The sequence below is a fragment of the Micrococcus sp. HOU01 genome (genome assembly GCF_035609305.1).
Classification (GTDB): domain Bacteria; phylum Actinomycetota; class Actinomycetes; order Actinomycetales; family Micrococcaceae; genus Micrococcus; species Micrococcus luteus.
In genome coordinates, this window is record NZ_CP141211.1 from 1,115,264 (window position 1) to 1,137,447 (window position 22,184).

The following is a 22,184-nucleotide window of genomic DNA, read 5'->3' on the forward strand; positions in this document are numbered from 1 at the left end:
GCGGGCGCCTCAGCCCGGGAACGGCGGCAGCTCGGGCCGCAGCGTCCACGCGTCGAAGAGCTCGTCCACCTGCGCTCGGCTCACCCCGGCGTGCGGGGCCCACGCGTGCACGTGCGTGCGCAGCCCCAGGGAGTCGACGGTGCCGAACCGGTGCTCCCGCACCCAGGCGCGCAGCATGGAGCCGAAGAGGTCCGTGCCCAGCAGGTGCCGCAGCGCCTCCACGGTGAGCGCGCCGCGCTTGTACACCCAGTCCTCGAACATCTCCTCCGGCCCGGGCTCGGCCAGCGCCTGCTCCACCGGGTGCGCGGCCAGCTTCTGCCAGGCCCGCCGCGCCATCGAGGTGATGCTGGACCGCCCCGAGGCCTCGGCCCACAGCCACTCGGACCAGCAGGCGAAGCCCTCGTGCAGCCACAGGTCGGACCAGCGGCCCAGGGTCACGGCGTTGCCGAACCACTGGTGGGACATCTCGTGGGCGATCAGCCGCTCGGACTCCCACGAGCCGTCCAGGTGGTTGGTGCCGAACAGCGACATGCTCGCGGCCTCGAGCGGGATCTCGAGCTCCTCGTCGGCCACGACCGCGGTGTAGTCCTCGAATGGGTATGGCCCGTAGGCGTCGATGAACGTGGCCATCATGGCCGGCTGGGGGGCAAGGGCCCGGAGGGCCCGCTGCTCGGTCCGCGGGGAGACCACGAGGCGCAGCGGCGGCAGGCCCTCGGCGGGAGGGGCGGCGTCCACGAGCCGGTAGCGGCCGATCTGCACGCTGAGCAGGTAGGCGGGCACGGGCTGGTCGAGCCGCCACCGCCACGTGACCCGCGAGCCGCGCGTGCGCACGGGCGCGCCCACGCCGTTGGCGACGGGCAGGTAGCCCGCGTCGCAGGTGAGGGTGATCTCCGCCGTCGAGCGGGAGGTGGGGGAGTCCACGCACGGCAGCCACGTGGAGGCGCCGTGGGGCTGCCCGGCCACGAGCACGCCGTCCGTGAGCTCCTCCCAGCCGATCGTGCCCCACGGGCTGCGCCGCAGCGTGGGCGTGCCCGCGTAGACCACGGTCAGCTCCACGAGCGTGCCCTCCGGCCGGCTCTCGTCCAGGTCGACGACGAGGCGGCTCGGGGCGCGGCCCGGCTGGGTGAACGAGGAGGCGACGGCGCGGCCGTCGACGACGGCGTCCACCCGGGACACGCGCAGCCGGTACAGGTCCAGCTCGATGCGGCGGCTCTGCTTCGTCAGGCGCACGCGCAGGACGGCGGTGCCGGAGACCCGGTTCGCGGCCAGGCGCACGTCGAGGTCCAGTGCGATGTGCTCGACGGTGGCGGCGTCGGTGCCGACGCCCGGGACGTAGGGATCGGTGCTCATGCTTCCTCTCGGGAGGGGGTGGCCGCGGCGGCGGGGTCGCCGTCGGGACGACGCCACGGGGAGACCGGGTTGCCGAGCCACCACGTGCCGGCGGGCAGCTCCTCGCCGCGCATCACGAGGGACCCGGCACCGACGGTGGTGCCGCGGCCCAGGCGGGCGGCGGGCAGCACCACGGAGTGGGGGCCGAGGGTGGCGCCGTCCTCCAGGACGACGGCGTCCAGGGACATCACGCGGTCGTGGAACAGGTGGGTCTGGACGACGCAGCCGCGGTTCACGGTGGCGCCGTCGCCGAGCTCCACGAGGTCGGCCTCGGGCAGCCAGTAGGACTCGACCCAGGCGCCGTGGCCGATGCGGGCGCCCATCGCGCGCAGGAACCAGACCAGGGCGGGGGTGCCGGCCGCGGCCCGGCTGAACCACGGGGCGGCGAGGAACTCGGTGAAGGTGTCCGCGACCTCGTTGCGCCAGATGAACGAGGACCACAGCGGGTGCTCGCCCGCGCGGATCCGGCCGACGAAGACCCGCTTGGCGAGCACGGTCAGGCTCGCCGCGACCGCGCCGGCCGCGAGCAGGACGACGCCGCCCAGGACGAAGGCCAGCGCCCACGTGCCGACCGCGATGAGGGCGGCCAGCGTCGCGCCGACGGCGAGGGACAGGGCCACGTGCAGCCACACCGGGATCGCGCGCAGCAGCTCCCAGGCGGTGCGGGCGGCCTTGAGTCGGGCCGGCGGGTTGTAGGTGAGGGCGGCGTCTGCGGTGACCTCGTTGCGGCGCAGGCGCACGGGCGGGGAGCCCATCCAGGACGTGCCCGCCTTGGTCTTGGCCGGGGTGGTGGACAGCACCGCCACGAGCGAGTCGCGGCGCAGGGTGCGGCCGCCGGGCACCATGCCGGAGTTGCCCACGAACGAGCGCTTGCCGACCTTCGCGGGGGCCACGTGCATCCACCCGCCGTCGAGGGAGTAGGAGGAGACCATCGTGTCGTCGGCGAGGAACGCGCCGTCGCCCACGCGGGTCATGCAGGGCAGGAGCACCACGGTGGAGGCCTCGACGCCGCGGCCCACCTCGGCGCCCAGCAGGCGCAGCCACGTCGGCGTGAAGCGGGAGGCGTAGATCGGGAACAGCTGGTCGCGGGCGGCGTCGAGGACGCGCTCGGTGGCCCACACCTGCCAGCCGACCCGGGAGCGCACGGGGTGGTGCCCCTCCGTGATGCCGAGCGCGAGCAGGCGCACGGTGACGAGCACGAGCAGCATCTGGGTCAGGAACCAGACGCCGGCCACCAGGGGGCTTGCGGCCAGCAGGCGCGCCGCGGTGGTCCCGACGGCGGCCAGCGGCCCCGCCTCCGGGGCCGGCGGCCACCAGGTCAGCGACCACGCGGCCACCGCGGCCGCCGCGGCGGCGGAGACGAGCGGAAGGAGGGAGATGAGGGTCGAGAGGACGGTCGCCATCAGGCGCCAGCCCGGGGTCTCCCGCGGCGCCTCGGCGGGGCCGCGGGACTTCACCTTGCCCACCTTGACGGCGGGGGAGCCGGCGTGGCGCTGGCCGCCGCGCACCCGCCCGGCGACGGTGGACCCGGCCTCGACGTGCGCCCCGGCGCCGACCTGGGCGCCCGGCAGGAGCGTGGAGCGGGCGCCCACGACGGCGTCCGCGCCGATGCGCACCTCGCCGAGCCGGACGACGTCGCCGTCGACCCAGTAGCCGGACAGGTCCACCTCAGGCTCGATCGCGGCGCCCTCCTCGACCGTGAGCATGCCGGTGACCGGTGGCACGGTGTGCATGTCCACGTCCTTGCCGATCCGGTTGCCCAGCAGTCGCGCGTAGGCGGGCACCCACGTGGCGCCGGCCAGCGAGTAGGGGTCCACGAGGTCGCTGATCTGCTGGGCGAGCCACAGGCGCAGGTGGACGCGGCCACCGCGCGGGTAGGACCCGGGGCTCACGCCGCGCAGCAGCAGCCGGGCCGTCGCGGCGGTGAGCAGCATGCGGCCGGGCACGGTCACCACCAGCAGACCGGCCACGATCAGCACCCACCACGGCACGGTGGGCAGCCCGGGCGCGAGCCCGGAGAGCGTCAGCAGGTTCAGGGCCAGGCCGGTCCACACGCCCAGGCGCAGGGCGGGCAGGACGAACACGGGCAGTCCCACGAGGGTCTGGACCCACTGGGTGCGGTGGCGGGTGCGGTCGACGTGCCGGTCGTGCACCTCGATGCCGCGGGGGCCGTCGTCGCCCACGACGGCGGCCACGAGGGCCCCGGCGGTGGGGTTGCGGTAGACGTCCTGGACGGTCACGGCCGGGTGGCGCAGGCGCAGGCGGGCCACGAGCTGGGCAGCGGCGAGCGAGCCGCCGCCGGCCTCGAAGAAGTCGGTGTCGGCGTCCTTGGGGGGCGCGCCGAGCACGTCCGCCCACTGGCGCAGCACCCAGCCGTCGGCGGTGTCCTCGTTCGGCTGGGGCGCGTCCTCGTCCACCTCGGCGCCGGGCAGGGGCCACGGCAGCGCGTGGCGGTCCACCTTGCCGGAGGTCTTCGTGGGCAGGGAGTCCACGACGGCCAGCCGGGGCACGAGGGCGGCCGGCAGCTCCGCCGCGAGGTGCTCGCGGGCCATGTGCAGGTCGAGCTCGGCCTCGGGGTCCGCGGGGACGAGGTAGCCGACGAGGATCTGGTGGCCCGCCGGGGTGGTCTGCACGGCCGCGGCGCCGCCGTGGACGCCGGGCAGGGCCTGGAGGGCCGCGTCCACCTCGCCGAGCTCGATGCGGCGGCCGCCGAGCTTCACCTGGTCGTCGGCGCGGCCGACGAACAGCAGGCCCTCCGGCTCGAAGACCACGAGGTCACCGGAGCGGTAGGCACGCTCCCAGCCGAGGGAGGGCATGGGGGCGTACTTCTCGGCGTCCTTGGCCGGGTCGAGGTAGCGGGCCAGGCCGACGCCGCCGATGATCAGCTCGCCCGTCTCGCCCTCGGCCACGGGCAGCGTGGTCTGCGGGTCGACGACGGCCAGGTCCCAGCCGTCCAGGGGCAGGCCGATGCGGACCGGGCCGAGACCCGTGAGCGGGGCCGCGCACGCGACGACGGTGGCCTCCGTGGGGCCGTAGGTGTTCCAGACCTCGCGGCCGTCCTCCGCCAGGCGCGCGGCGAGCTCGGGCGGGCAGGCCTCGCCGCCGAAGATCAGCAGCCGGACGTTGTCCATGGCCTCGGTGGGCCACATCGCGGCGAGGGTCGGCACGGTGGACACGGCGGTGATGCGCCGCTCGGCGAGCCACGGGCCGAGGTCCATGCCGGAGCGCACGAGCGAGCGGGGGGCCGGGACCAGGCACGCACCGTGACGCCAGGCGAGCCACATCTCCTCGCACGAGGCGTCGAACGCGACGGACAGTCCCGCCAGCACGCGGTCGCCCGGGGCGAGCGGATCGTCCGCCAGGAAGATCCGCGCCTCGGCGTCCACGAAGGCCGCGGCCGAGCGGTGGCTCACCGCCACGCCCTTGGGGGTGCCCGTCGAGCCAGAGGTGAAGATGATCCACGCGTCGTCCTCGAGCCCGGGGGCGCGGGCCTCCGCGGCCGGGTCCGCGGTGTGCTCGGGGTGCGGGGCGTAGACCCGCTCGTCGGTGAGGACGCCGGCCACCTTCGCCTCGCCGAACACGAGGCGGGCGCGCTCCTCCGGATCGTCCGCGTCCACGGGGACGTAGGCCGCGCCGGCGGCGAGCACGCCGAGGATCGAGACGTACAGCGCGGCCGTGCCCGAGGCGATCCGCACGCCGACCCGGTCTCCCGCCCGCACGCCGGCGGCCCACAGGTGGCGGGCGGTCTCGTCGACGCGCTCCCGCAGCTCCGCGTACGTCAGCGGCTCGACGCCGTCGTCCAGGGCGGTCGCGTCCGGGTGCTCGCGCGCCGTGGCGTCGAAGAGCTCCACGAGCGTCCGGGCGGGCGGGGTGCGCTCGGAGCCGGGCAGCTGCGGCCGATGCGGCGCGCCCGCGGGGTCGAGGGGGACGGAGGGCGGGGTGGGCGCGGCGGACGAAAGGGACACAGGGGCCTCCGGGGGTGTGAGCGGCAAACCGAGGGTCGGACGCGGACCAGGCCGCAGCGGGACATTCTATGCCCCGCCCGCGGCCGCGCGGGGCGCCTGGAAGGCACCGGGCGGGTCCGGCTCAGGACAGGGTGAGCAGCACCTTGCCCGTCGTCGACCGGGACTCGAGTGCGGCGTGCGCGGCGGCCGCGTCCGCCAGCGGGAAGCGCTCGCCGATCCGTACGTCGAGCTCGCCGGAGGCCCACGCCCCGAACACCTCTCCACCACGCCAGCGGGTCTCCTCGCCCGTGCGCGTGTAGTGCACCAGCGAGGGCCGGGTGACGTACAGCGAGCCGGCCGCGTTGAGCCGCTGCAGGTCGAAGGGGGGCACCTGCCCGGAGGCCCCGCCGAAGAGCACGAGTGTGCCGCGCACGCGCAGCACCTCGAGCGAGGTGTCGAAGGTGTCCTTCCCCACGCCGTCGTACACGGCGTGCGCGCCCTCGCCGTCGGTCAGCTCCGCCACCGTGGCGGCGAGGTCCGGATAGTCCACCGCGGCGACGGCGCCCGCGCCCCGGGACAGCTCCCGCTTCTCCTCCGTGGACGCCGTGGTGACCACGCGGGCGCCGCGGGCCGTCGCGAGCTGGGTGAGCAGGAGCCCCACCCCGCCGGCACCGGCCGTCACGACCACCGTGTGGCCCTCCTCCACCGGGAAGGTGGACCGGCAGAGGTAGTGGGCCGTCATGCCCTGCAGCGGAAGGGCGGCGGCCTCGGCCAGGTCGATGCCCTCCGGGACGGTGAGGAGACGATCCGCGGGGGCGGTGAAGTGCTCGGCGTACGCACCGGTGGCCGTCGCGGTGGCGACACGGGCCCCCAGGAGCCCGGCGTCCACGCCCTCGCCGAGCGCGACGACCTCGCCGGAGCCCTCCGTACCGGGGGTGAAGGGCAGGTCCATCGTGTAGACCCCGGAGCGCTGGTACGTCTCGATGAAGTTCAGGCCCGCCGCGGCGGTGCGCACCAGCACGTGCCCCGGCGCGGGGGAGGGCACCTCCGTCTCGGTCCACTGCAGGACCTCGGGGCCGCCCGTGGCGGACACGACGACGGCGTGGTGGGTGCGGGGGACGGCGGGGGTGTTCGCAGTGGTCATGGCCCCACTCTAGGAGCGGGCCGGGCCATCCGGCCCGGCCCGAGGGACCCGAGGCGCCGCATAGATATTCGGTGCAACGCATATCTGCGCTAGGATGAAGCCATGACCCACACCGTCGCCGTCTCCGGAGCCAGCGGCTACGCCGGGGGAGAGGCCCTGCGCCTGCTCGCCGGCCACCCGTCCGTCACCGTCGGAGCCATCACGGCCCACTCGAACGCGGGGGAGCGCCTCGGCGCTCTCCAGCCGCACCTGCACGCCCTGGCGGACCGCGTCCTCGCCGAGACCACCGCGGAGGTCCTCGCCGGCCACGACGTCGTGATCCTCGCGCTGCCCCACGGGGCCTCCGGGGCGCTGGCGGCCGAGATCGCAGAGCGATCCCCGGACACCCTGGTGATCGACGCGGGCGCCGACCACCGCCTCGAGTCCGCCGCAGACTGGGAGGCCTTCTACGGCACCGCGCACGCCGGGACCTGGCCCTACGGCCTGCCCGAGCTGCCCGGTCAGCGTGAGCGACTCGCCGGCACCCGCCGCATCGCCGTCCCCGGGTGCTACCCGACCACCTCGATCCTCGCCCTCGCGCCCGGCTTCGCCGCGGGGCTGCTCGAGCCGCAGGACGTGGTGATCGTCGCCGCCTCGGGCACCTCCGGGGCGGGCAAGGCGCTCAAGCCGCACCTGCTCGGCGCCGAGGTCATGGGAGGGATGAGCCCGTACGGCGTCGGCGGCGGGCACCGGCACACCCCGGAGATCGAGCAGGGCCTGGCCCAGGCGGCCGGCGAGCCGGTCCGCGTCTCCTTCACGCCCACGCTCGCGCCGATGTCGCGCGGCATCCTCGCGACGGCCACGGCGCGGCTGCGCCCCGGCGTCGCCGCCGCGGACGTGCGCGACGCATGGGCCGAGGCCTACGGCGGCGAACGCTTCGTGCACCTGCTGCCCGAGGGCCAGTGGCCCACCACGAAGGCGGTCCTCGGCTCCAACCACGTGCAGCTGCAGCTCGCCGTGGACGAGCGGGCCGGCCGCGTGATCGTCTGCGCGGCGCTCGACAACCTCACCAAGGGCACGGCCGGCGGCGCCGTGCAGTCCATGAACATCGCCCTGGGCCTGCCGGAGCAGGCGGGGCTCGAACAGCAGGGGGTCGCACCGTGAGCGTCACCGCGGCACAGGGGTTCCGGGCGGCCGGCGTCACCGCGGGGCTGAAGGCCTCGGGCACGCCCGACGTCGCCGTCGTCGTCAACGAGGGCCCGCGCCGCGCGGCGGCCGCCGTCCTCACCGAGAACCGGGTGGCGGCCGCCCCCGTGGTCTGGACCCGCCGCGCCGTGCGGGACGGCCGCGCGACCGCGGTCGTCCTGAACTCCGGCGGGGCGAACGCGGCCACCGGCGCCGAGGGCCTCGCGGACGCCCGTCGCACCGCCGAGCACGCGGCCGCGGCCCTCGCGACCGCCGCCGACGACGTGCTCGTCTGCTCGACCGGCCTCATCGGCGAACGCCTGCCGATGGACACCCTCACCGCGGGCGTGTCCGAGGCGGTCGCCGCCCTCAGTCCGGACGGCGGCGAGGACGCCGCCGTCGCGATCAAGACCACGGACACCGTGGCCAAGACCGCCGTGGCCCGCGGCGCGGGCTTCACCGTGGGCGGCATGGCCAAGGGGGCGGGCATGCTGGCACCCGGCATGGCCACCATGCTCAGCGTCATCACCACGGACGCCGACGTCCCCGCCCCCGCCCTCGACGCGGCCCTGCGCGAGGCCGTGCGCGCCACCTTCAACCGGGTCGACTCGGACGGGTGCATGTCCACCAACGACACCGTGATCCTGCTGGCCTCGGGCGCGTCCGGGACCGCGCCCGAGCCCGAGGCGTTCGCCGCGGCCCTCCACGAGGTCTGCGCGGACCTGTCCCGCCAGCTCGTCGCCGACGCCGAGGGCGCCCGGCACGACATCGCCGTGCGCGTGGTCCACGCCGAGACCGAGGAAGCGGCCGAGGCCGTCGCCCGCGCCGTCGGCCGCTCCAACCTGTTCAAGACCGCGATCTTCGGCCAGGACCCGAACTGGGGACGCGTGATCGCCGCCGTCGGCACGGTCCCGGAGTCGGTCGCCGCCTTCGACCCGTACGCCCTCGACGTGCGCTTCAACGGCGTCCAGGTGTGCCGCGCCTCCGGTGTGGGGGAGGACCGCTCCCGCGTGGACCTGACGGCCCGCGAGGTGCTCGTCGAGGTCGACCTGCACGCCGGCGACGCCGAGGCCACGGTCTGGACCAACGACCTGACGCACGACTACGTCCACGAGAACTCCGCCTACTCCACGTGAGGACCCCCAGCATGAGCCCGCACACCGACCCGGCCACGGCGGCCGCACCCGTCCTGTCCACCGCGGACCGGCTCGACCGCGCCGAGTCCAAGGCGGAGGTCCTCGTCGAGGCCCTGCCCTGGATCCGGCGGTTCGCCGGCACCGTCATGGTCGTCAAGTACGGCGGCAACGCCATGGTGTCGGAGGAGCTGCGCCGGGCGTTCGCCGAGGACATCGTGTTCCTGCACCACGTGGGGGTCCACCCCGTGGTGGTGCACGGCGGCGGCCCGCAGATCAACGCGATGCTCGACCGCCTCGGCATCGCGTCCGAGTTCCGCGGCGGCCTGCGCGTGACCACCGAGGAGGCCATGGACGTGGTCCGCATGGTGCTCACGGGACAGGTGGGCCGCGAGCTGGTCGGCCTCGTGAACTCCCACGGCCCGTACGCCGTCGGCTTCTCCGGCGAGGACGCGGGGCTGCTGCGCGCCCGCCGCACGGGCGCCGTCGTGGACGGGCAGGAGGTGGACCTCGGCCTCGTGGGCGAGGTCACCGGCGTCGACCCGACCGCGATCCTCGACGTGATCGAGTCCGGGCGGATCCCCGTGGTCTCGTCGGTCGCCCCCGAGATCGACGACGACGGCCAGCCCACCGGGCAGGTCCTCAACGTCAATGCGGACACCGCCGCCGCGGCCCTGGCCGCCGCCCTCGGCGCCGCGAAGCTCGTGCTGCTCACCGACGTCGAGGGCCTCTACGCGGACTGGCCGGACCGGGACTCCCTCATCAGCTCGCTCACCGCCGCCCAGCTGCGTGCGCTGCTGCCCTCCCTGGCCTCCGGGATGATCCCGAAGATGGCCGCGTGCCTGGCGGCCGTCGACGCCGGCGTGCAGCGCGCCCACGTCGTGGACGGCCGCCGCCCCCACTCGATGCTGCTGGAGGTCTTCACCTCCGCGGGCGTCGGCACCCAGGTGGTGCCCGACGCCGAACCCACCGCCCCGACCACCCCCGAGGAGGACGCATGAGCACCGACCAGTCCGCGCTGCTGGAGCGCTACCACGCCGCCCTGACCGGCGTCTTCGGCCGCCCCACCCGCGTGCTCGTGCGCGGCGAGGGGGTCCACGTGTGGGACGCCGACGGCCGGCGCTACACGGACCTGCTGGCCGGCATCGCCGTGAATGCGCTCGGCCACGGCCACCCGGCGCTGGTGCGGGCCGTGTCCGAGCAGATCGCCACGCTCGGCCACGTGTCCAACCTCTTCACGTCCGAGCCGCAGATCCGCCTGGCCGAGCGCCTGCTGGAACTGGCCGGCGTGCCCGCGGGCTCCACCGTGTTCTTCGCGAACTCCGGCACGGAGGCCAACGAGGCCGCGTTCAAGCTCGCCCGCCGCCACGGTGCGGACGACCCGTCCGGCCGCCGGACGCGGGTGATCGCGCTCGAGCGGGCCTTCCACGGCCGCACGATGGGCGCCCTCGCGCTCACGCACAAGGAGGCCTACCGGGCGCCCTTCGAGCCGCTGCCCGGCGGCGTGGAGCACGTGCCGGGCGGGGACGCCGCAGCCCTGCGGGCGGCCCTGGCCCCGGACGACGACGGCGCCACCGTCGCCGCCGTCATCCTCGAGCCGGTCCAGGGCGAGGCCGGCGTGCACGGCTGGCCGGCCGGCTACCTGGCCGAGGTGCGGGCCGCGACCCGCGAGGCCGGCGCCCTGATGATCCTCGACGAGGTGCAGTCCGGCGTGGGCCGCACCGGCACGTGGTTCGGCTTCCAGAACCCGGCCGTCACCGGTGCGGCAGAGCCGGTGGTGCCCGACGCCTTCACCCTGGCGAAGGGACTGGGCGGCGGCGTGCCGATCGGGGCGCTCGTGTGCGTCGGCCCCGCCGTCTCCGGGCTGCTCACCGCCGGCCAGCACGGCACCACGTTCGGCGGCAACCCCCTGGCCACCGCCGCGGGCCTGGCCGTGCTCCAGACCGTCGAGGACGAGGGCCTGCTCGGCCACGTCCGCGCCGCGGGCGAGGCCGTGGCCGCCCTGCTGGAGGACCTGCCCGAGGTGGCCGCGGTGCGCGGTCACGGCCTGTGGATCGGCGTCGACCTGGCCGACCCCGCGGGACCGGTCCCGGCCGGCGGGCTGGCCCCCGCCGTCGTCGCCGCCGGCCTCGAGGCGGGCTGGATCCTCAACGCCACCGGCCCGTCCACCCTGCGCCTGGCCCCGCCGCTCACCGTGCCCGTGGCCGAGCTCGAGCGCTTCGCCGCCGCCCTGCCCGGGCTCGTGGCCGCCGCCCTGACCCCCGCCGAAGGAGACCGCCCATGACCCCCGCCACCGCCGTCCGCCACTTCCTGGTGGACACGGACCTCACCCCGGCCGAGCAGGCCGAGGTGCTCGACCTCGCCGCGCAGATGAAGGCCGACCGGTTCCGGCACCGCCCGCTGGCCGGGCCCCGGACCGGCATCGTGTTCTTCGACAAGACCTCCACGCGCACCCGCGTCTCGTTCGCGGCCGGCATCGCCGAGCTCGGCGGGACGCCCTTGATCGTGAACCCGGGGGAGTCGCAGCTGGGCCACAAGGAGTCCGTGGCGGACACGGCCCGCGTGCTGGAGCGGATGGTCGGCGTCATCGTCTGGCGCACGTTCGCGCAGGCCGGTCTCGAGGAGATGGCCGCCCATTCCTCGGTGCCCGTGGTCAATGCGCTCAGCGACGACTACCACCCCTGTCAGATCCTCGCCGACCTGCTGACGGTGCGCGAGCACCTCGGCGGCACGGCGGGCCGCACTCTGACGTATCTGGGGGACGCGGCGAACAACATGGCCCACTCGTATCTGCTCGGCTGCGCGACGGCCGGCATGCACGTGCGGGTCGCCGGCCCCGAGGGGCACCTGCCTGCCGAGGACGTCGTGGCCGCCGCCCGACGGCGGGCGGCGGAGACGGGCGGTTCCGTCCTCGTCACGACGGACGCGGCCGAGGCCCTGGCGGGCGCGGACGTCGTCGTGACCGACACGTGGGTGTCCATGGGCCAGGAGGAGGAGAAGGAGGCCCGCCTGGCGCTGTTCCGGGACTACCAGGTGGACGCCGCCGCGATGGCGCGGGCGGCCGACGACGCGATCTTCCTGCACTGCCTGCCCGCGTACCGGGGCTACGAGGTCACGGCCGAGGTGATCGACGGGCCGCGGTCCGTGGTGTTCGACGAGGCCGAGAACCGGCTGCACGCGCAGAAGGCGCTCATCGCCTGGCTGCTGTACCGCTCCGGCCTGGCCGAGGAGCCGCGCTGATGGCCGCCCCCACGACGAAGATCGCCCGTCAGGCCGCGATCCGGGAGATCCTGGCCACCCGGGGCATCCGCTCCCAGGCCGAACTCTCGGACGCCCTGGGCGATCGCGGGCTGTCCGTCACCCAGGGCACGCTCTCGCGGGACCTGGTGGACCTCGGCGCGGTGCGGACGCGCGGGCCGGCCGGCATGGTCTACGCCCTTCCGGCGGAGGGCGACGACGCCGCCGTGCCGGGCCGCGGCTCGGACGCGCAGCTGAATCGCCTGGCGAGCATGGCCCGCGAGCTGCTCGTCTCCGCCGAGCCCACCGCGAACCTCGTGGTCCTGCGCACGCCCCCGGGCGCGGCGCAGTTCCTGGCCAGCGTGATCGACCAGGCGCGCGTGGAGCACGTGATGGGCACGATCGCCGGCGACGACACCATCCTCCTCATCACCACGGGGACCACGTCCGCCCCGGCCGTCGCGGCCCACCTGCTGGGTCTGGCGGGCTAACCGACCCGTCCGGCCCCGCCCGCGCGGGTGACGGGCACCAGGCACGAGGAAGGCCCCCGCCGACGGCGGGGGCCTTCCTCGTGTGGTACCGGTCCGGGGGACCGGTCAGGCGTCTCAGGCCTGCGGCAGGACGAGCTCCTGGCCGACGTAGATCACGGCGGCGTCGGAGACGGCGCCCTTGTTGGCCTCGTAGAGGGCGGTCCAGCCACCCTCCACCTCGTACTCGTTGGCGAGCTTCCAGAGGGAGTCACCGGACTTGACGACGATGGTCTCGGCCTCGGCGACGACGGCCTGCTCCGCGGCAGCGGCCTGCTCAGCGGCGGCAGCCTTCTGAGCGGCGGCCTTCTCCGCGGCGGCAGCCTTCTGAGCGGCAGCCTTCTCCGCGGCGGCGGCACGCTGGGCAGCGGCCTTGTCGGCGGCGGCCTGCTCGGCAGCAGCCTGCTCGGCGGCCCAGCGCTCGGCGGCGGCCTGGTCGGCAGCAGCCTGCTCGGCGGCCCAGCGCTCGGCGGCGGCCTGGTCGGCAGCAGCCTGCTCGGCGGCCCAGCGCTCGGCGGCGGCCTGGTCGGCAGCAGCCTGCTCAGCAGCGGCCTGCTCAGCAGCAGCCTCGTCGGCGGCGGACTGGCGCTGCACGGTGGCGGTGCGCTCCACGGCGACCGGGGCGGCCTCGGTGGCGTCCACGTCACCGGCGTCCACGTCACCGGCGTCCGCGTCAGCCTGGGTCAGGCCCAGCTTCTGCGAGCACAGCGGCCAGGCGCCCCAGCCCTGCAGGTCCTGGAGGATCTCGGCGCGCTTGATCTGCTCGGCCTTGGAGGCCTGGTGCGGGTAGCCCTCGCCGCCGACGGCCTGCCAGGAGGACAGGGTGAACTGCACGCCGCCGTAGAAGCCGTTGCCGGTGTTGATGTCCCAGGTGCCGTTGGACTCGCACTCGGCGAGGCGGTCCCAGGTGTCCACGGTGGCGGCCTGGGCCAGGGCGGAGAAGCCCACGGCGGCGGCGCCGGCGAGGGTCATGCCCGCAACGATCGAGGCGGTGGCACGGCGGGAGCGGGTGGCGGAAGTGGTGAAGAGAGTCATGGTGTCCATGGCGAGTCCTCGCTGATCGGTGGCCGAGGCACACCGGGGTCGTCCTTCTCCTTGGTCGGGTCATGCCCTCCGTCGGTTCGAGACGACCCAGCAGCGGGCGACCGTCGGAGGGGGTTCGATGTCGTGGCCTCCCCGTCCCCGACCTCTCGGTCAGATCACGGTTCGATCACGAATCGGCTACGGAAGAGTCAACGACGGGAGCCCCCCTCGCGTCAAATCATGGGTCGACGAATTCTTGCCCGTCCGTCTCACATTTGAGATCAGGTGACGAATCGCTCCCTGAGGCGGGAGTACGTGGACGAAATGCACGCCACTGCCCGCATTGGATCTTAGGGCGTCTGATTGGACAGTGTGGACAACCTCCGTCACAGGGGCGTGGGCGAAGGTCACGATCGACGGTCGAAGCCGTGACCGGCGTCGCGTTCGACCCGAACTTCGAGCGCGGGGCCATGGTTGCGGGTGGCCGCCGCGGTGGGCGCAGAGGGGCTGCGCAGGATCCATCAGGAGCTGATATTCCGTCAGTTGCATATTTATTCAAGACCCGGGTAGGATCGTCGCCGAGCACGCCTCCGACGGCCACGTGCCGCGCTCGGAGACCCCCCTATATAAAGAGGAGAAAACGTGAAGGAACGCATCATCCTTGCCTACTCGGGCGGCCTGGACACCTCCGTGGCCATCGGCTGGATCGCCGAGGCCACGGGCGCCGAGGTCGTCGCCGTCGCGGTCGACGTGGGCCAGGGGGGCGAGTCCCTCGAGACGATCCGCCAGCGCGCCCTGGACTGCGGCGCCGTCGAGGCCTACGTCGCCGACGCGCGTGACGAGTTCGCCGAGCAGTACTGCATGCCCACGCTCAAGGCCAACGCCCTCTACATGGACGCCTACCCGCTGGTCTCCGCGATCTCGCGCCCGGTGATCTCCCGCCACCTGGTCGCGGCGGCCCGCCAGTTCGGCGCCTCGACGGTGGCGCACGGCTGCACCGGCAAGGGCAACGACCAGGTCCGCTTCGAGGTCTCCATCCAGACCCTCGGCCCCGACCTGAAGTGCATCGCGCCGGTGCGCGACCTCGCCCTGACCCGTGAGAAGGCCATCGAGTACGCCGAGCGCAACGACCTGCCGATCGTCACCACCAAGAAGAACCCGTTCTCGATCGACCAGAACGTGTGGGGCCGCGCCGTCGAGACCGGCTTCCTCGAGGACATCTGGAACGGCCCCACGAAGGACGTCTACGACTACACGGACGACCCCGCCTTCCCGCCGGCGCCGGACGTGGTCACGATCGCCTTCGAGCGCGGCGTCCCCACGGCCCTCGACGGTCGCGCGCTGAGCCCGCTGGAGATCATCGAGGAGCTCAACCGCCGGGCCGGTGCCCAGGGCGTGGGCCGGATCGACATCGTCGAGGACCGCCTCGTGGGCATCAAGTCCCGCGAGATCTACGAGGCACCGGGGGCCATGGCGCTGATCGCGGCCCACCGTGAGCTCGAGAACGTCACCCTGGAGCGTGAACAGGCGCGCTTCAAGAAGCATGTGGACCAGCGGTGGACCGAGCTGGTCTACGACGGCCAGTGGTACTCCCCGCTGAAGCGGAACCTGGACACGTTCATCGACGCGACCCAGGAGCACGTCAACGGTGAGATCCGCCTGGAGCTCCACGGTGGCCGCGCCACGGTGCAGGGTCGCCGGTCCGAGACCGGCCTGTACGACTTCAACCTCGCCACATACGACGAGGGCGACTCGTTCGACCAGTCCTCGGCCCGCGGGTTCATCGACATCTTCGGCCTGTCCGCGAAGACGGCCTCCGAGCGCGAGCAGCGCCTGCGCGGCAGCGACGACCTCCAGGACGTCGCCCGCCTGTCCAACGACTGACCCCGCACGCCCCGTGCACGACGGCGGCCCGCCCGCGACCGGGCCGGCCGCCGTCGGCCTGTCACCGACCTCGAGGAGACCTTCGATGACCGAGAACACCGATGCCCGCCACGGGACCAACGAGGGCGCCCTGTGGGGCGGCCGCTTCGCCGGCGGCCCTTCCGAGGCGCTCGCCGCGCTCAGCAAGTCCACGCACTTCGACTGGCGCCTGGCGCCCTATGACATCGCGGGTTCCCGTGCCCACGCCCGGGTGCTGCACACCGCCGGTCTGCTCAGTGCGGACAACCTGGACGGGATGATCGCGGCCCTCGACCGTCTCGAGGCGGACGTGCGTTCCGGTGCCTACACCCCGGCGGCGTCCGATGAGGACGTGCACGGCTCGCTCGAGCGCGGCCTCATCGAGCGGGCCGGTCCCGAGCTCGGCGGCCGCCTGCGGGCCGGCCGATCCCGCAACGACCAGGTCGCCACCCTCGGCCGGATGTTCCTGCGCGACCACGCCCGCATCATCGCGCGGGGCGTGATCGCCACGGTGGACGCGCTGCTCGATCAGGCGCGGGCGCACCCGCACGCGCCGATGCCGGGCCGCACCCACCTGCAGCACGCGCAGCCCGTCCTGCTCTCGCACCACCTGCTCGCGCACGCCTGGGCGTTCGCGCGGGACCTGCAGCGGCTCGTGGACTGGGACGCGCGCGCGGCCGTCTCGCCGTACGGCTCCGGGGCCCTGGCAGGCTCCTCCCTGGGTCTGGACCCGAACGCCGTGGCCACCGAGCTCGGCTTCGAGTCGGCCGTGTGGAACTCGATCGACGGCACCGCCGCCCGCGACGTGTACGCGGAGTTCGCGTGGGTCGCCGCGATGGTCGGCGTCGACCTGTCCCGCATCTCGGAGGAGGTCATCTTCTGGGCCACCAAGGAGGCGGGCTTCGTGACGCTGCACGACGCGTACTCCACAGGGTCCTCGATCATGCCGCAGAAGAAGAACCCGGACGTCGCCGAGCTGGCCCGCGGCAAGTCCGGCCGCCTCATCGGCGACCTCACGGGGCTGCTGGCCACGCTCAAGGGCATGCCGCTGGCCTACAACCGCGACCTGCAGGAGGACAAGGAGCCCGTCTTCGACGCCGCGGACACCCTCGAGCTGCTGCTGCCCGCCGTCTCCGGGATGATCGCCACCCTCGAGTTCCAGACGGAGCGCATGGCGGAGCTGGCCCCGCAGGGCTTCGCGCTGGCCACCGACGTCGCCGAGTGGCTCGTCCGCCAGGGGGTCCCGTTCCGCGAGGCCCACGAGCTGTCCGGCGAGGCCGTGAAGGCGGCCGAGGCCCGGGGCGTGGAGCTGTGGGACCTCACGGACGAGGAGTACGCCGCCATCTCGCCGGCGCTGACCCCGCAGGTCCGCGAGGTGCTCAGCACGGAGGGCTCGCTCGCCTCTCGCGACGCCCAGGGCGGGACCGCACCGACGGCCGTCGCGGCGCAGATCGGGGCGCTCGAGGACGCCCTGGAACCGCTGCGCCGCTGGGCCGACACGCCGGGCTCCGTCGTCGACGCCCGCTGACGCGGTCGCCCGGCCGAGTCGGCGGCGGCCGGGCCGGACGCGGCGGTGCCCGGCAGGGCACCGCCGCGTCACCCGCCGTTCACCGCGGTCGGCGTAGCATGGGTGGTCACTTTTCCGCCGGGCGGGCCGCAGCATGGTCCGCCCCTCACCGCACCGCGAGGGCCCCCGATGACCGATACCGTGTCCGTCCGCCAGTCCGAGCTCGACCTCGAGCGGGGTCGGGTCGCCGAGCGGTACGCCCGCCTCGACGCCCTGCGTGAGGAGAAGGAGCGCCAGCTCGCGGCCGTGCGCCGGACCGGCCCGCAGGGGTCGCTGCAGAACCACTCCGAGCGCGACGCCTTCGCCAGCCTCTACGAGGACCGACTCGCCCAGCTCTACGCCGTGGACAACCGCCTCGTCTTCGGCCGGCTCGACCTCGACGCCGAGCGGGAGGGTGGGGCCGACGAGCAGCGGTACATCGGGCGCATCGGCCTCACCACCGAGGACCACGAGCGCCTCCTCGTCGACTGGCGCGCGGCCGAGGCCGGCGCCTTCTACCAGGCGACGGCGGCCCACCGGGGCCGCGTGCGCCGTCGTCGTCACCTGATGCTGCGGGGGCGCGAGGTGCGCGACCTCGAGGACGACATCCTGGACCCGACGCTGCTGGGCGGGGACGGCGTGCGCGCCGATGCCCAGGGTGCGCTGCTGGCCGCCGTCACCGCCCGACGCACGGGACGGATGGGGGACATCGTCGCCACGATCCAGGCGGAGCAGGACGAGGTGATCCGCGCGCCCCTGCCCGGGGCGGTCGTGGTGCAGGGCGGGCCCGGCACGGGGAAGACCGCCGTCGCCCTGCACCGCGCCGCCTACCTGCTGTACACCCACCGGGAGCGCCTCGCCCGCTCGGGCGTGCTGATCGTCGGCCCCTCGACCGCGTTCATGCGGTACATCGAGCGGGTGCTGCCCTCGCTGGGCGAGACGGGTGTCGTGATGTCCTCGCTGGGTACGCTGATGCCGGGCGTGCGGGCCGTCCCGGAGCGGGACCTCGACGCGGCGGCGGTGAAGGGCCGGCTGGACATGGTGGACGCCGTCGCCCACGCGGTCGCGCAGCGCCAGCGCCTGCTCGTCGAGCCGCGGCGCCTGATGATCGACGGCACGGCCGTCAAGCTCAAGCCGGCCATGGTCCGGCGCGCCCGGGACAAGGCACGGGCCACCCGCAAGCCCCACAACGAGGCCCGGGTGACGTTCGTGAAGATCCTCGTCCGCGAGCTCGCGGAGAAGCTGCGCAAGAAGCTGGAGAAGTCCTCGGGCACCCCGGTGCAGCGTGACCTCCTGCTCGAGGACGTGCGCACCTCGCGCGACGTGCGCATCGCGCTCAACCTCTGCTGGATGCCGCTGACGCCGGAGAAGCTCATCGGCGACCTCCTCACCCGGGAGGACCTGCTCCGGGCGGCGGCCCCGTGGCTGTCCGACGTCGAGGTCGGCGCGCTCCTGAGGCCGGCCGGCGCCCCCTGGACCGAGGCCGACGTGCCCCTGCTGGACGAGGCGGCCGAGCTGCTCGGACGCCTCGAGACCCCGGGCCGGGGCGGCGAGTCCGCGGCCCAGCACGAGCGCAACCTCGAGAACGCCCGGGCGTCCCTGGAGAACATGCACCAGACGCTCGCGGACCTGGGCGTCGACGGCGTCGTGGACGCCGAGCAGCTGGCCGCGGCCAACGAGGCGCGCGGGGTGCGACGGACCACCGCCGAGACCGCGGCCCACGACCGCACCTGGACGTACGGGCACGTGGTGGTGGACGAGGCCCAGGAGCTCTCTCCGATGCAGTGGCGCCTGCTGGCGCGCCGCTGCCCGATGAAGTTGTTCACCATCGTGGGCGACATCGCGCAGTCCTCCCGTCGCGACGCGGCCGGCTCGTGGGCGTCCGTCCTCGCCCCGGAGTTCGGGGACCGCTGGCGCCTGGAGGAGCTGACCGTGAACTACCGCTCGCCGGCGCGCGTGATGCGCTGGGCCGCGCAGGTCGCGCGCGCGGCCGGGCTCGAGGTCTCCCATCCGCGTGCCGTGCGCGAGGGCGACCATCGCCCGCGCCTGGTGACGGAGCCGGGCGGTGACGTCGCGGCCCTGGCCCTCGAGGCGGTCGAGGCCGAGCGGGGCCGCGTGCCCGAGGCACTGACCGCCGTGATCGCCCCCGCCGGGCGGACGGGGGAGCTGCTCACGGTCCTCCGGGAGCGGTGGGGAGAGGCGGCCGTGGACACCGCGCCGCTGCCCGGCGTCGAGATCGTCGTTGCCACCCCGTGGGAGACCAAGGGACTGGAGTTCGACACCGTCGTCCTCGTCTCGCCCGAGCGGATCGTGGCCGACGCGCGCGGCGTGGTGGGCGATCTGTACGTGGCGATGACCCGCGCCACCCAGTCGTTGTCCGTCGTCGCCGGGACGGACGCGGCCGCGCTGCCGGCCGGGCTGGCGGACGTCCCGGAGTGAGCCCCGCGGGCGACGTCGCACGTGCGCGGCGTCGCGGAGGCGCGCGGGCGCGTCGCTAGGTGTAAGAGGTCATGACGTTGTTGACTCGGGCCGGGGCCAACGAGGCCGGTGGAGCATCTCCGCAGGAGGTATGCGGCCGATGGTAGTTGTAGTGGTTCACCCACACTGCCAACGCCTCACGCCGGGCCGTCTCTGAGGTATACGGGCGGGCGTAGAGGACCTCATCGACCATCAGCCGGTTGTAGCGTTCGACCTTCCCGTTATGGCGGGGCGTGTAGGGCCGGATCCGGTGGTGCCGGCCCCCGAGCGAGACCACCTTCGCGGTGAAGTCCACGGCCCGGTAGTTGTTGCCGTTGTCCGTGATCACCCTGTCGATCCGGATGCCGTGGGCGGCGAAGAACGCCCGCGCCCGGCAGAAGAAGCTCACGGTCGTAGCTGCCCGCTCATCGGGCAAGGCTTCGGTGTAGGCCAGGCGGGTGAACCCGTCGATCGCCGAGTGCAGGTAGGTGTAGCCGACCCGTCGGCCAGGCCCGCGCTTGGCTGCTCGCGCGTTCTCGGAGTCCCGTCCGTGCGCACGCCAGCCGCCCCCGTCAGGGATGCGCCCGATCTTCTTCACGTCCAGGTGCACCATGTGCCCTGGCCCTCTCGCGGTGATCCTCCGGGCCGGCTGCCGGCGGAGGTCTTCTCCGGCTGGGGTCAGGTCCCGTAGGCGGGAGATCCCGGCCCGGTGCAGCCACCGTCCCACGGTGCGCAGGCACAGCTGGTGGCCCTCGGAGACGAGGTGGTGATGGATGCGCCGTGCGGACCACTTGCGCTCCCGCCGCAGGGCGTGGATCTGGGCGACCAGGACCGGATCGAGCTGGGCAGGTGAACGGTGCGGCCGGCTGGGCAGGTCCTGAAGGCCGGCTTCTCCCTGGGCGCGGTAGCGGGCGACCCAGGTGGCCACCGTGGGCCGGCTGACGCGGAACTCGGCGGCCACGTGTGCCTGCGGGATCCCGTCGTGCAGGTGGCGGTGGACCATCCTGAGTCGGCCAGTCGGGGTCAGGGGTGCGTTAGCGTGAGTCATGAGTGGGTCTTTTCGGGCAGGTGGGTTGTTGAGGAACTTCCATCCTGCGGGGCGGGGCCCACTCGTCTCATCTCAGCCGGCGCCTCGTGGCAAGAACCTCATGACCCACAACAGCTAGGCTGGGGCCATGGCACCCCAGAACGAGGAGCGCGCGGCCCGACTGCGCGCACAGGCGAACGACCCGAGCTTCGAGAACGTCTGGCAGGAGCTGCGCTGGCGCGGGCTCGTGCACGTCTCGACGGACGAGGCCGCGCTGGAGCAGGCGCTGGCCGGGGAGCCCGTCTCGTATTACTGCGGCTTCGACCCGACCGCTCCGTCCCTCCACCTGGGACACCTCGTCCAGCTGCTCACCCTGCGCCGCCTGCAGCTCGCCGGCCACCGCCCGTACGCCCTCGTGGGCGGCGCCACCGGGCTCATCGGCGACCCGCGGCAGACCTCGGAGCGCGTTCTGAACTCGCAGGAGACCGTGGCGGCGTGGGTGGAGTCCCTGCGCGCGCAGATCGAGCCGTACCTCTCCTTCGAGGGGGAGAACGCGGCGACCATGGTCAACAACCTGGACTGGACCGCGGGCATGAGCGCGCTGGACTTCCTGCGGGACGTCGGCAAGAACTTCCGCGTCGGCACCATGGTGAAGAAGGAGATCGTGGCCAAGCGCCTGAACTCTGATGAGGGCATCTCCTACACGGAGTTCTCCTACCAGGTGCTGCAGGGCAACGACTTCCTCGAGCTGCACCGCCGGCACGGCGTGACCCTCCAGACCGGCGGCTCCGACCAGTGGGGCAACCTCACCGCCGGCACCGAGCTGATCCGCAAGGTGGAGGGGACCCACGCCCATGCGCTGGGCACGCCGCTGATCACGAACGCGGACGGCACCAAGTTCGGCAAGTCCGAGGGCAACGCCGTCTGGCTCGACGCGAAGATGTGCTCCCCGTACGCCTTCTACCAGTTCTGGCTCAACACGGCGGACGCGGACGTCGTCGACCGGCTCAAGGTCTTCACGTTCCTGACCCGCGCGGAGATCGAGGAGTACGCGCAGAAGGTGGCCGACGAGCCGTTCCGCCGGGAGGCCCAGAAGCGCCTGGCGTGGGAGGTCACGGCGCTGGCCCATGGAGAGGAGACGACGACGAAGGTCATCGAGGCCTCCCATGCCGTGTTCGGAGGCGGCGACCTCACCACCGTGGATCCGGACACGCTGACCGCCGTGCTGGCCGAGCTGCCGCAGGCCGACCGGACCCAGTGGGAGGGGGAGCCGGGCACCGTGACCGCGGTCGAGCTGCTGGTCTCCACCGGGCTGGTCGCCTCGCGCTCCGAGGCGCGTCGGACGGTGCGCGACGGCGGCGCCTCGGTGAACAACGTGCGGGTGACGGATGCCGACCAGGTGTTCACCCGAGACGACGCCCTCGCCGGCCGACACCTGCTGGTGCGCCGGGGCAAGAAGAGCATGGCGGGTGCGGACCTGGGGGAGGGCTGACCGCGGCTGCAGACCACCGGTGTCCACCGTGAGTCGCGAAAAGTGACCGAGGACACGACGGGCGGCGACGGCGAAGCAACCGCCCACGGGAGGAGCACAGGGCCCCGTTCCCCGCAGGATTCTGCGGAGAACGGGGCCCTCCTTCGTGCCCGGACGCCGGGTGTCGCCCCTGGTTTTGTGTTCGGTGGGATTCGTGTGT

At 74.0% G+C, this 22,184-nt stretch carries 15 protein-coding genes; 10 read left to right on the plus strand and 5 right to left on the minus strand.

All coding sequences use genetic code 11. The features are described from left to right. Window positions 1-9 precede the first annotated feature (9 nt). The 3 genes from SOY78_RS05245 to SOY78_RS05255 all read right to left on the minus strand — a co-directional run bounded on the left by SOY78_RS05245 (window position 10) and on the right by SOY78_RS05255 (window position 6,477). Window positions 10-1,350, minus strand: a complete 1,341-nt coding sequence (locus tag SOY78_RS05245) for a M1 family metallopeptidase (RefSeq protein WP_036337490.1) — start codon at window positions 1,348-1,350, stop codon at window positions 10-12. Beyond that, a complete protein-coding gene (locus SOY78_RS05250; RefSeq protein ID WP_324701892.1) occupies window positions 1,347-5,354 on the minus strand; it encodes a Pls/PosA family non-ribosomal peptide synthetase in 4,008 nt (1,335 codons plus the stop codon). Before SOY78_RS05250 ends, SOY78_RS05245 begins: the two co-directional genes overlap by 4 nt. 121 nt (window positions 5,355-5,475) lie before the next feature. Continuing rightward, window positions 5,476-6,477 carry a quinone oxidoreductase family protein gene (locus tag SOY78_RS05255; RefSeq protein WP_041104185.1) on the minus strand — a complete coding sequence of 334 codons (1,002 nt, stop codon included), beginning with the start codon at window positions 6,475-6,477 and terminating at the stop codon, window positions 5,476-5,478. A gap of 102 nt (window positions 6,478-6,579) precedes the next feature. Between SOY78_RS05255 and argC the strand changes: the two genes are divergently transcribed. The 6 genes from argC to argR are packed head-to-tail and all read left to right on the plus strand — an operon-like array spanning window position 6,580 to window position 12,502. Further along, on the plus strand, window positions 6,580-7,620 hold the full coding sequence (argC, locus tag SOY78_RS05260; RefSeq protein ID WP_061866989.1) for an N-acetyl-gamma-glutamyl-phosphate reductase: 1,041 nt from the start codon (window positions 6,580-6,582) through the stop codon (window positions 7,618-7,620). Further along, window positions 7,617-8,777 carry a bifunctional glutamate N-acetyltransferase/amino-acid acetyltransferase ArgJ gene (gene argJ, locus SOY78_RS05265; RefSeq protein ID WP_041104181.1) on the plus strand — a complete coding sequence of 387 codons (1,161 nt, stop codon included), beginning with the start codon at window positions 7,617-7,619 and terminating at the stop codon, window positions 8,775-8,777. The genes argC and argJ overlap by 4 nt, the downstream gene beginning before the upstream one ends. Window positions 8,778-8,788: 11 nt before the next feature. Next, complete coding sequence (gene argB, locus SOY78_RS05270; protein ID WP_196296765.1) at window positions 8,789-9,775, plus strand: acetylglutamate kinase; 987 nt, start codon at window positions 8,789-8,791, stop codon at window positions 9,773-9,775. Continuing rightward, window positions 9,772-11,058, plus strand: coding sequence for an acetylornithine transaminase (locus SOY78_RS05275; RefSeq protein WP_061866988.1), 1,287 nt, complete (start codon window positions 9,772-9,774; stop codon window positions 11,056-11,058). The genes argB and SOY78_RS05275 overlap by 4 nt, the downstream gene beginning before the upstream one ends. After that, a complete protein-coding gene (gene argF / locus SOY78_RS05280; protein ID WP_041104176.1) occupies window positions 11,055-12,014 on the plus strand; it encodes an ornithine carbamoyltransferase in 960 nt (319 codons plus the stop codon). Before SOY78_RS05275 ends, argF begins: the two co-directional genes overlap by 4 nt. Continuing rightward, window positions 12,014-12,502, plus strand: a complete 489-nt coding sequence (gene argR, locus SOY78_RS05285; RefSeq protein ID WP_036337506.1) for an arginine repressor — start codon at window positions 12,014-12,016, stop codon at window positions 12,500-12,502. Before argF ends, argR begins: the two co-directional genes overlap by 1 nt. A 114-nt stretch (window positions 12,503-12,616) precedes the next feature. Here the strand turns inward: argR and rpf are convergent, their stop codons facing one another. Continuing rightward, window positions 12,617-13,582: a resuscitation-promoting factor Rpf gene (gene rpf / locus SOY78_RS05290; protein WP_225348551.1), complete on the minus strand. Its 966-nt coding sequence runs from the start codon at window positions 13,580-13,582 to the stop codon at window positions 12,617-12,619. Between the two features lie 621 nt (window positions 13,583-14,203). Here rpf and SOY78_RS05295 point away from each other — a divergent pair. The 3 genes from SOY78_RS05295 to SOY78_RS05305 all read left to right on the plus strand — a co-directional run bounded on the left by SOY78_RS05295 (window position 14,204) and on the right by SOY78_RS05305 (window position 19,448). Further along, window positions 14,204-15,445 carry an argininosuccinate synthase gene (locus tag SOY78_RS05295; protein WP_060775414.1) on the plus strand — a complete coding sequence of 414 codons (1,242 nt, stop codon included), beginning with the start codon at window positions 14,204-14,206 and terminating at the stop codon, window positions 15,443-15,445. 85 nt (window positions 15,446-15,530) lie between these two features. Further along, entirely contained in the window at window positions 15,531-16,991 is a 1,461-nt protein-coding gene (gene argH, locus SOY78_RS05300; protein ID WP_324701893.1) for an argininosuccinate lyase, read from the plus strand. Between the two features lie 168 nt (window positions 16,992-17,159). After that, complete coding sequence (locus SOY78_RS05305) at window positions 17,160-19,448, plus strand: HelD family protein (RefSeq protein ID WP_324701894.1); 2,289 nt, start codon at window positions 17,160-17,162, stop codon at window positions 19,446-19,448. Between the two features lie 55 nt (window positions 19,449-19,503). Here the strand turns inward: SOY78_RS05305 and SOY78_RS05310 are convergent, their stop codons facing one another. After that, window positions 19,504-20,514, minus strand: coding sequence for an IS481 family transposase (locus SOY78_RS05310; protein ID WP_122054731.1), 1,011 nt, complete (start codon window positions 20,512-20,514; stop codon window positions 19,504-19,506). Window positions 20,515-20,641: 127 nt separating this feature from the next. Between SOY78_RS05310 and tyrS the strand changes: the two genes are divergently transcribed. Beyond that, window positions 20,642-21,985 carry a tyrosine--tRNA ligase gene (gene tyrS, locus SOY78_RS05315; protein WP_036315682.1) on the plus strand — a complete coding sequence of 448 codons (1,344 nt, stop codon included), beginning with the start codon at window positions 20,642-20,644 and terminating at the stop codon, window positions 21,983-21,985. The last annotated feature ends 199 nt before the right edge of the window (window positions 21,986-22,184 follow it).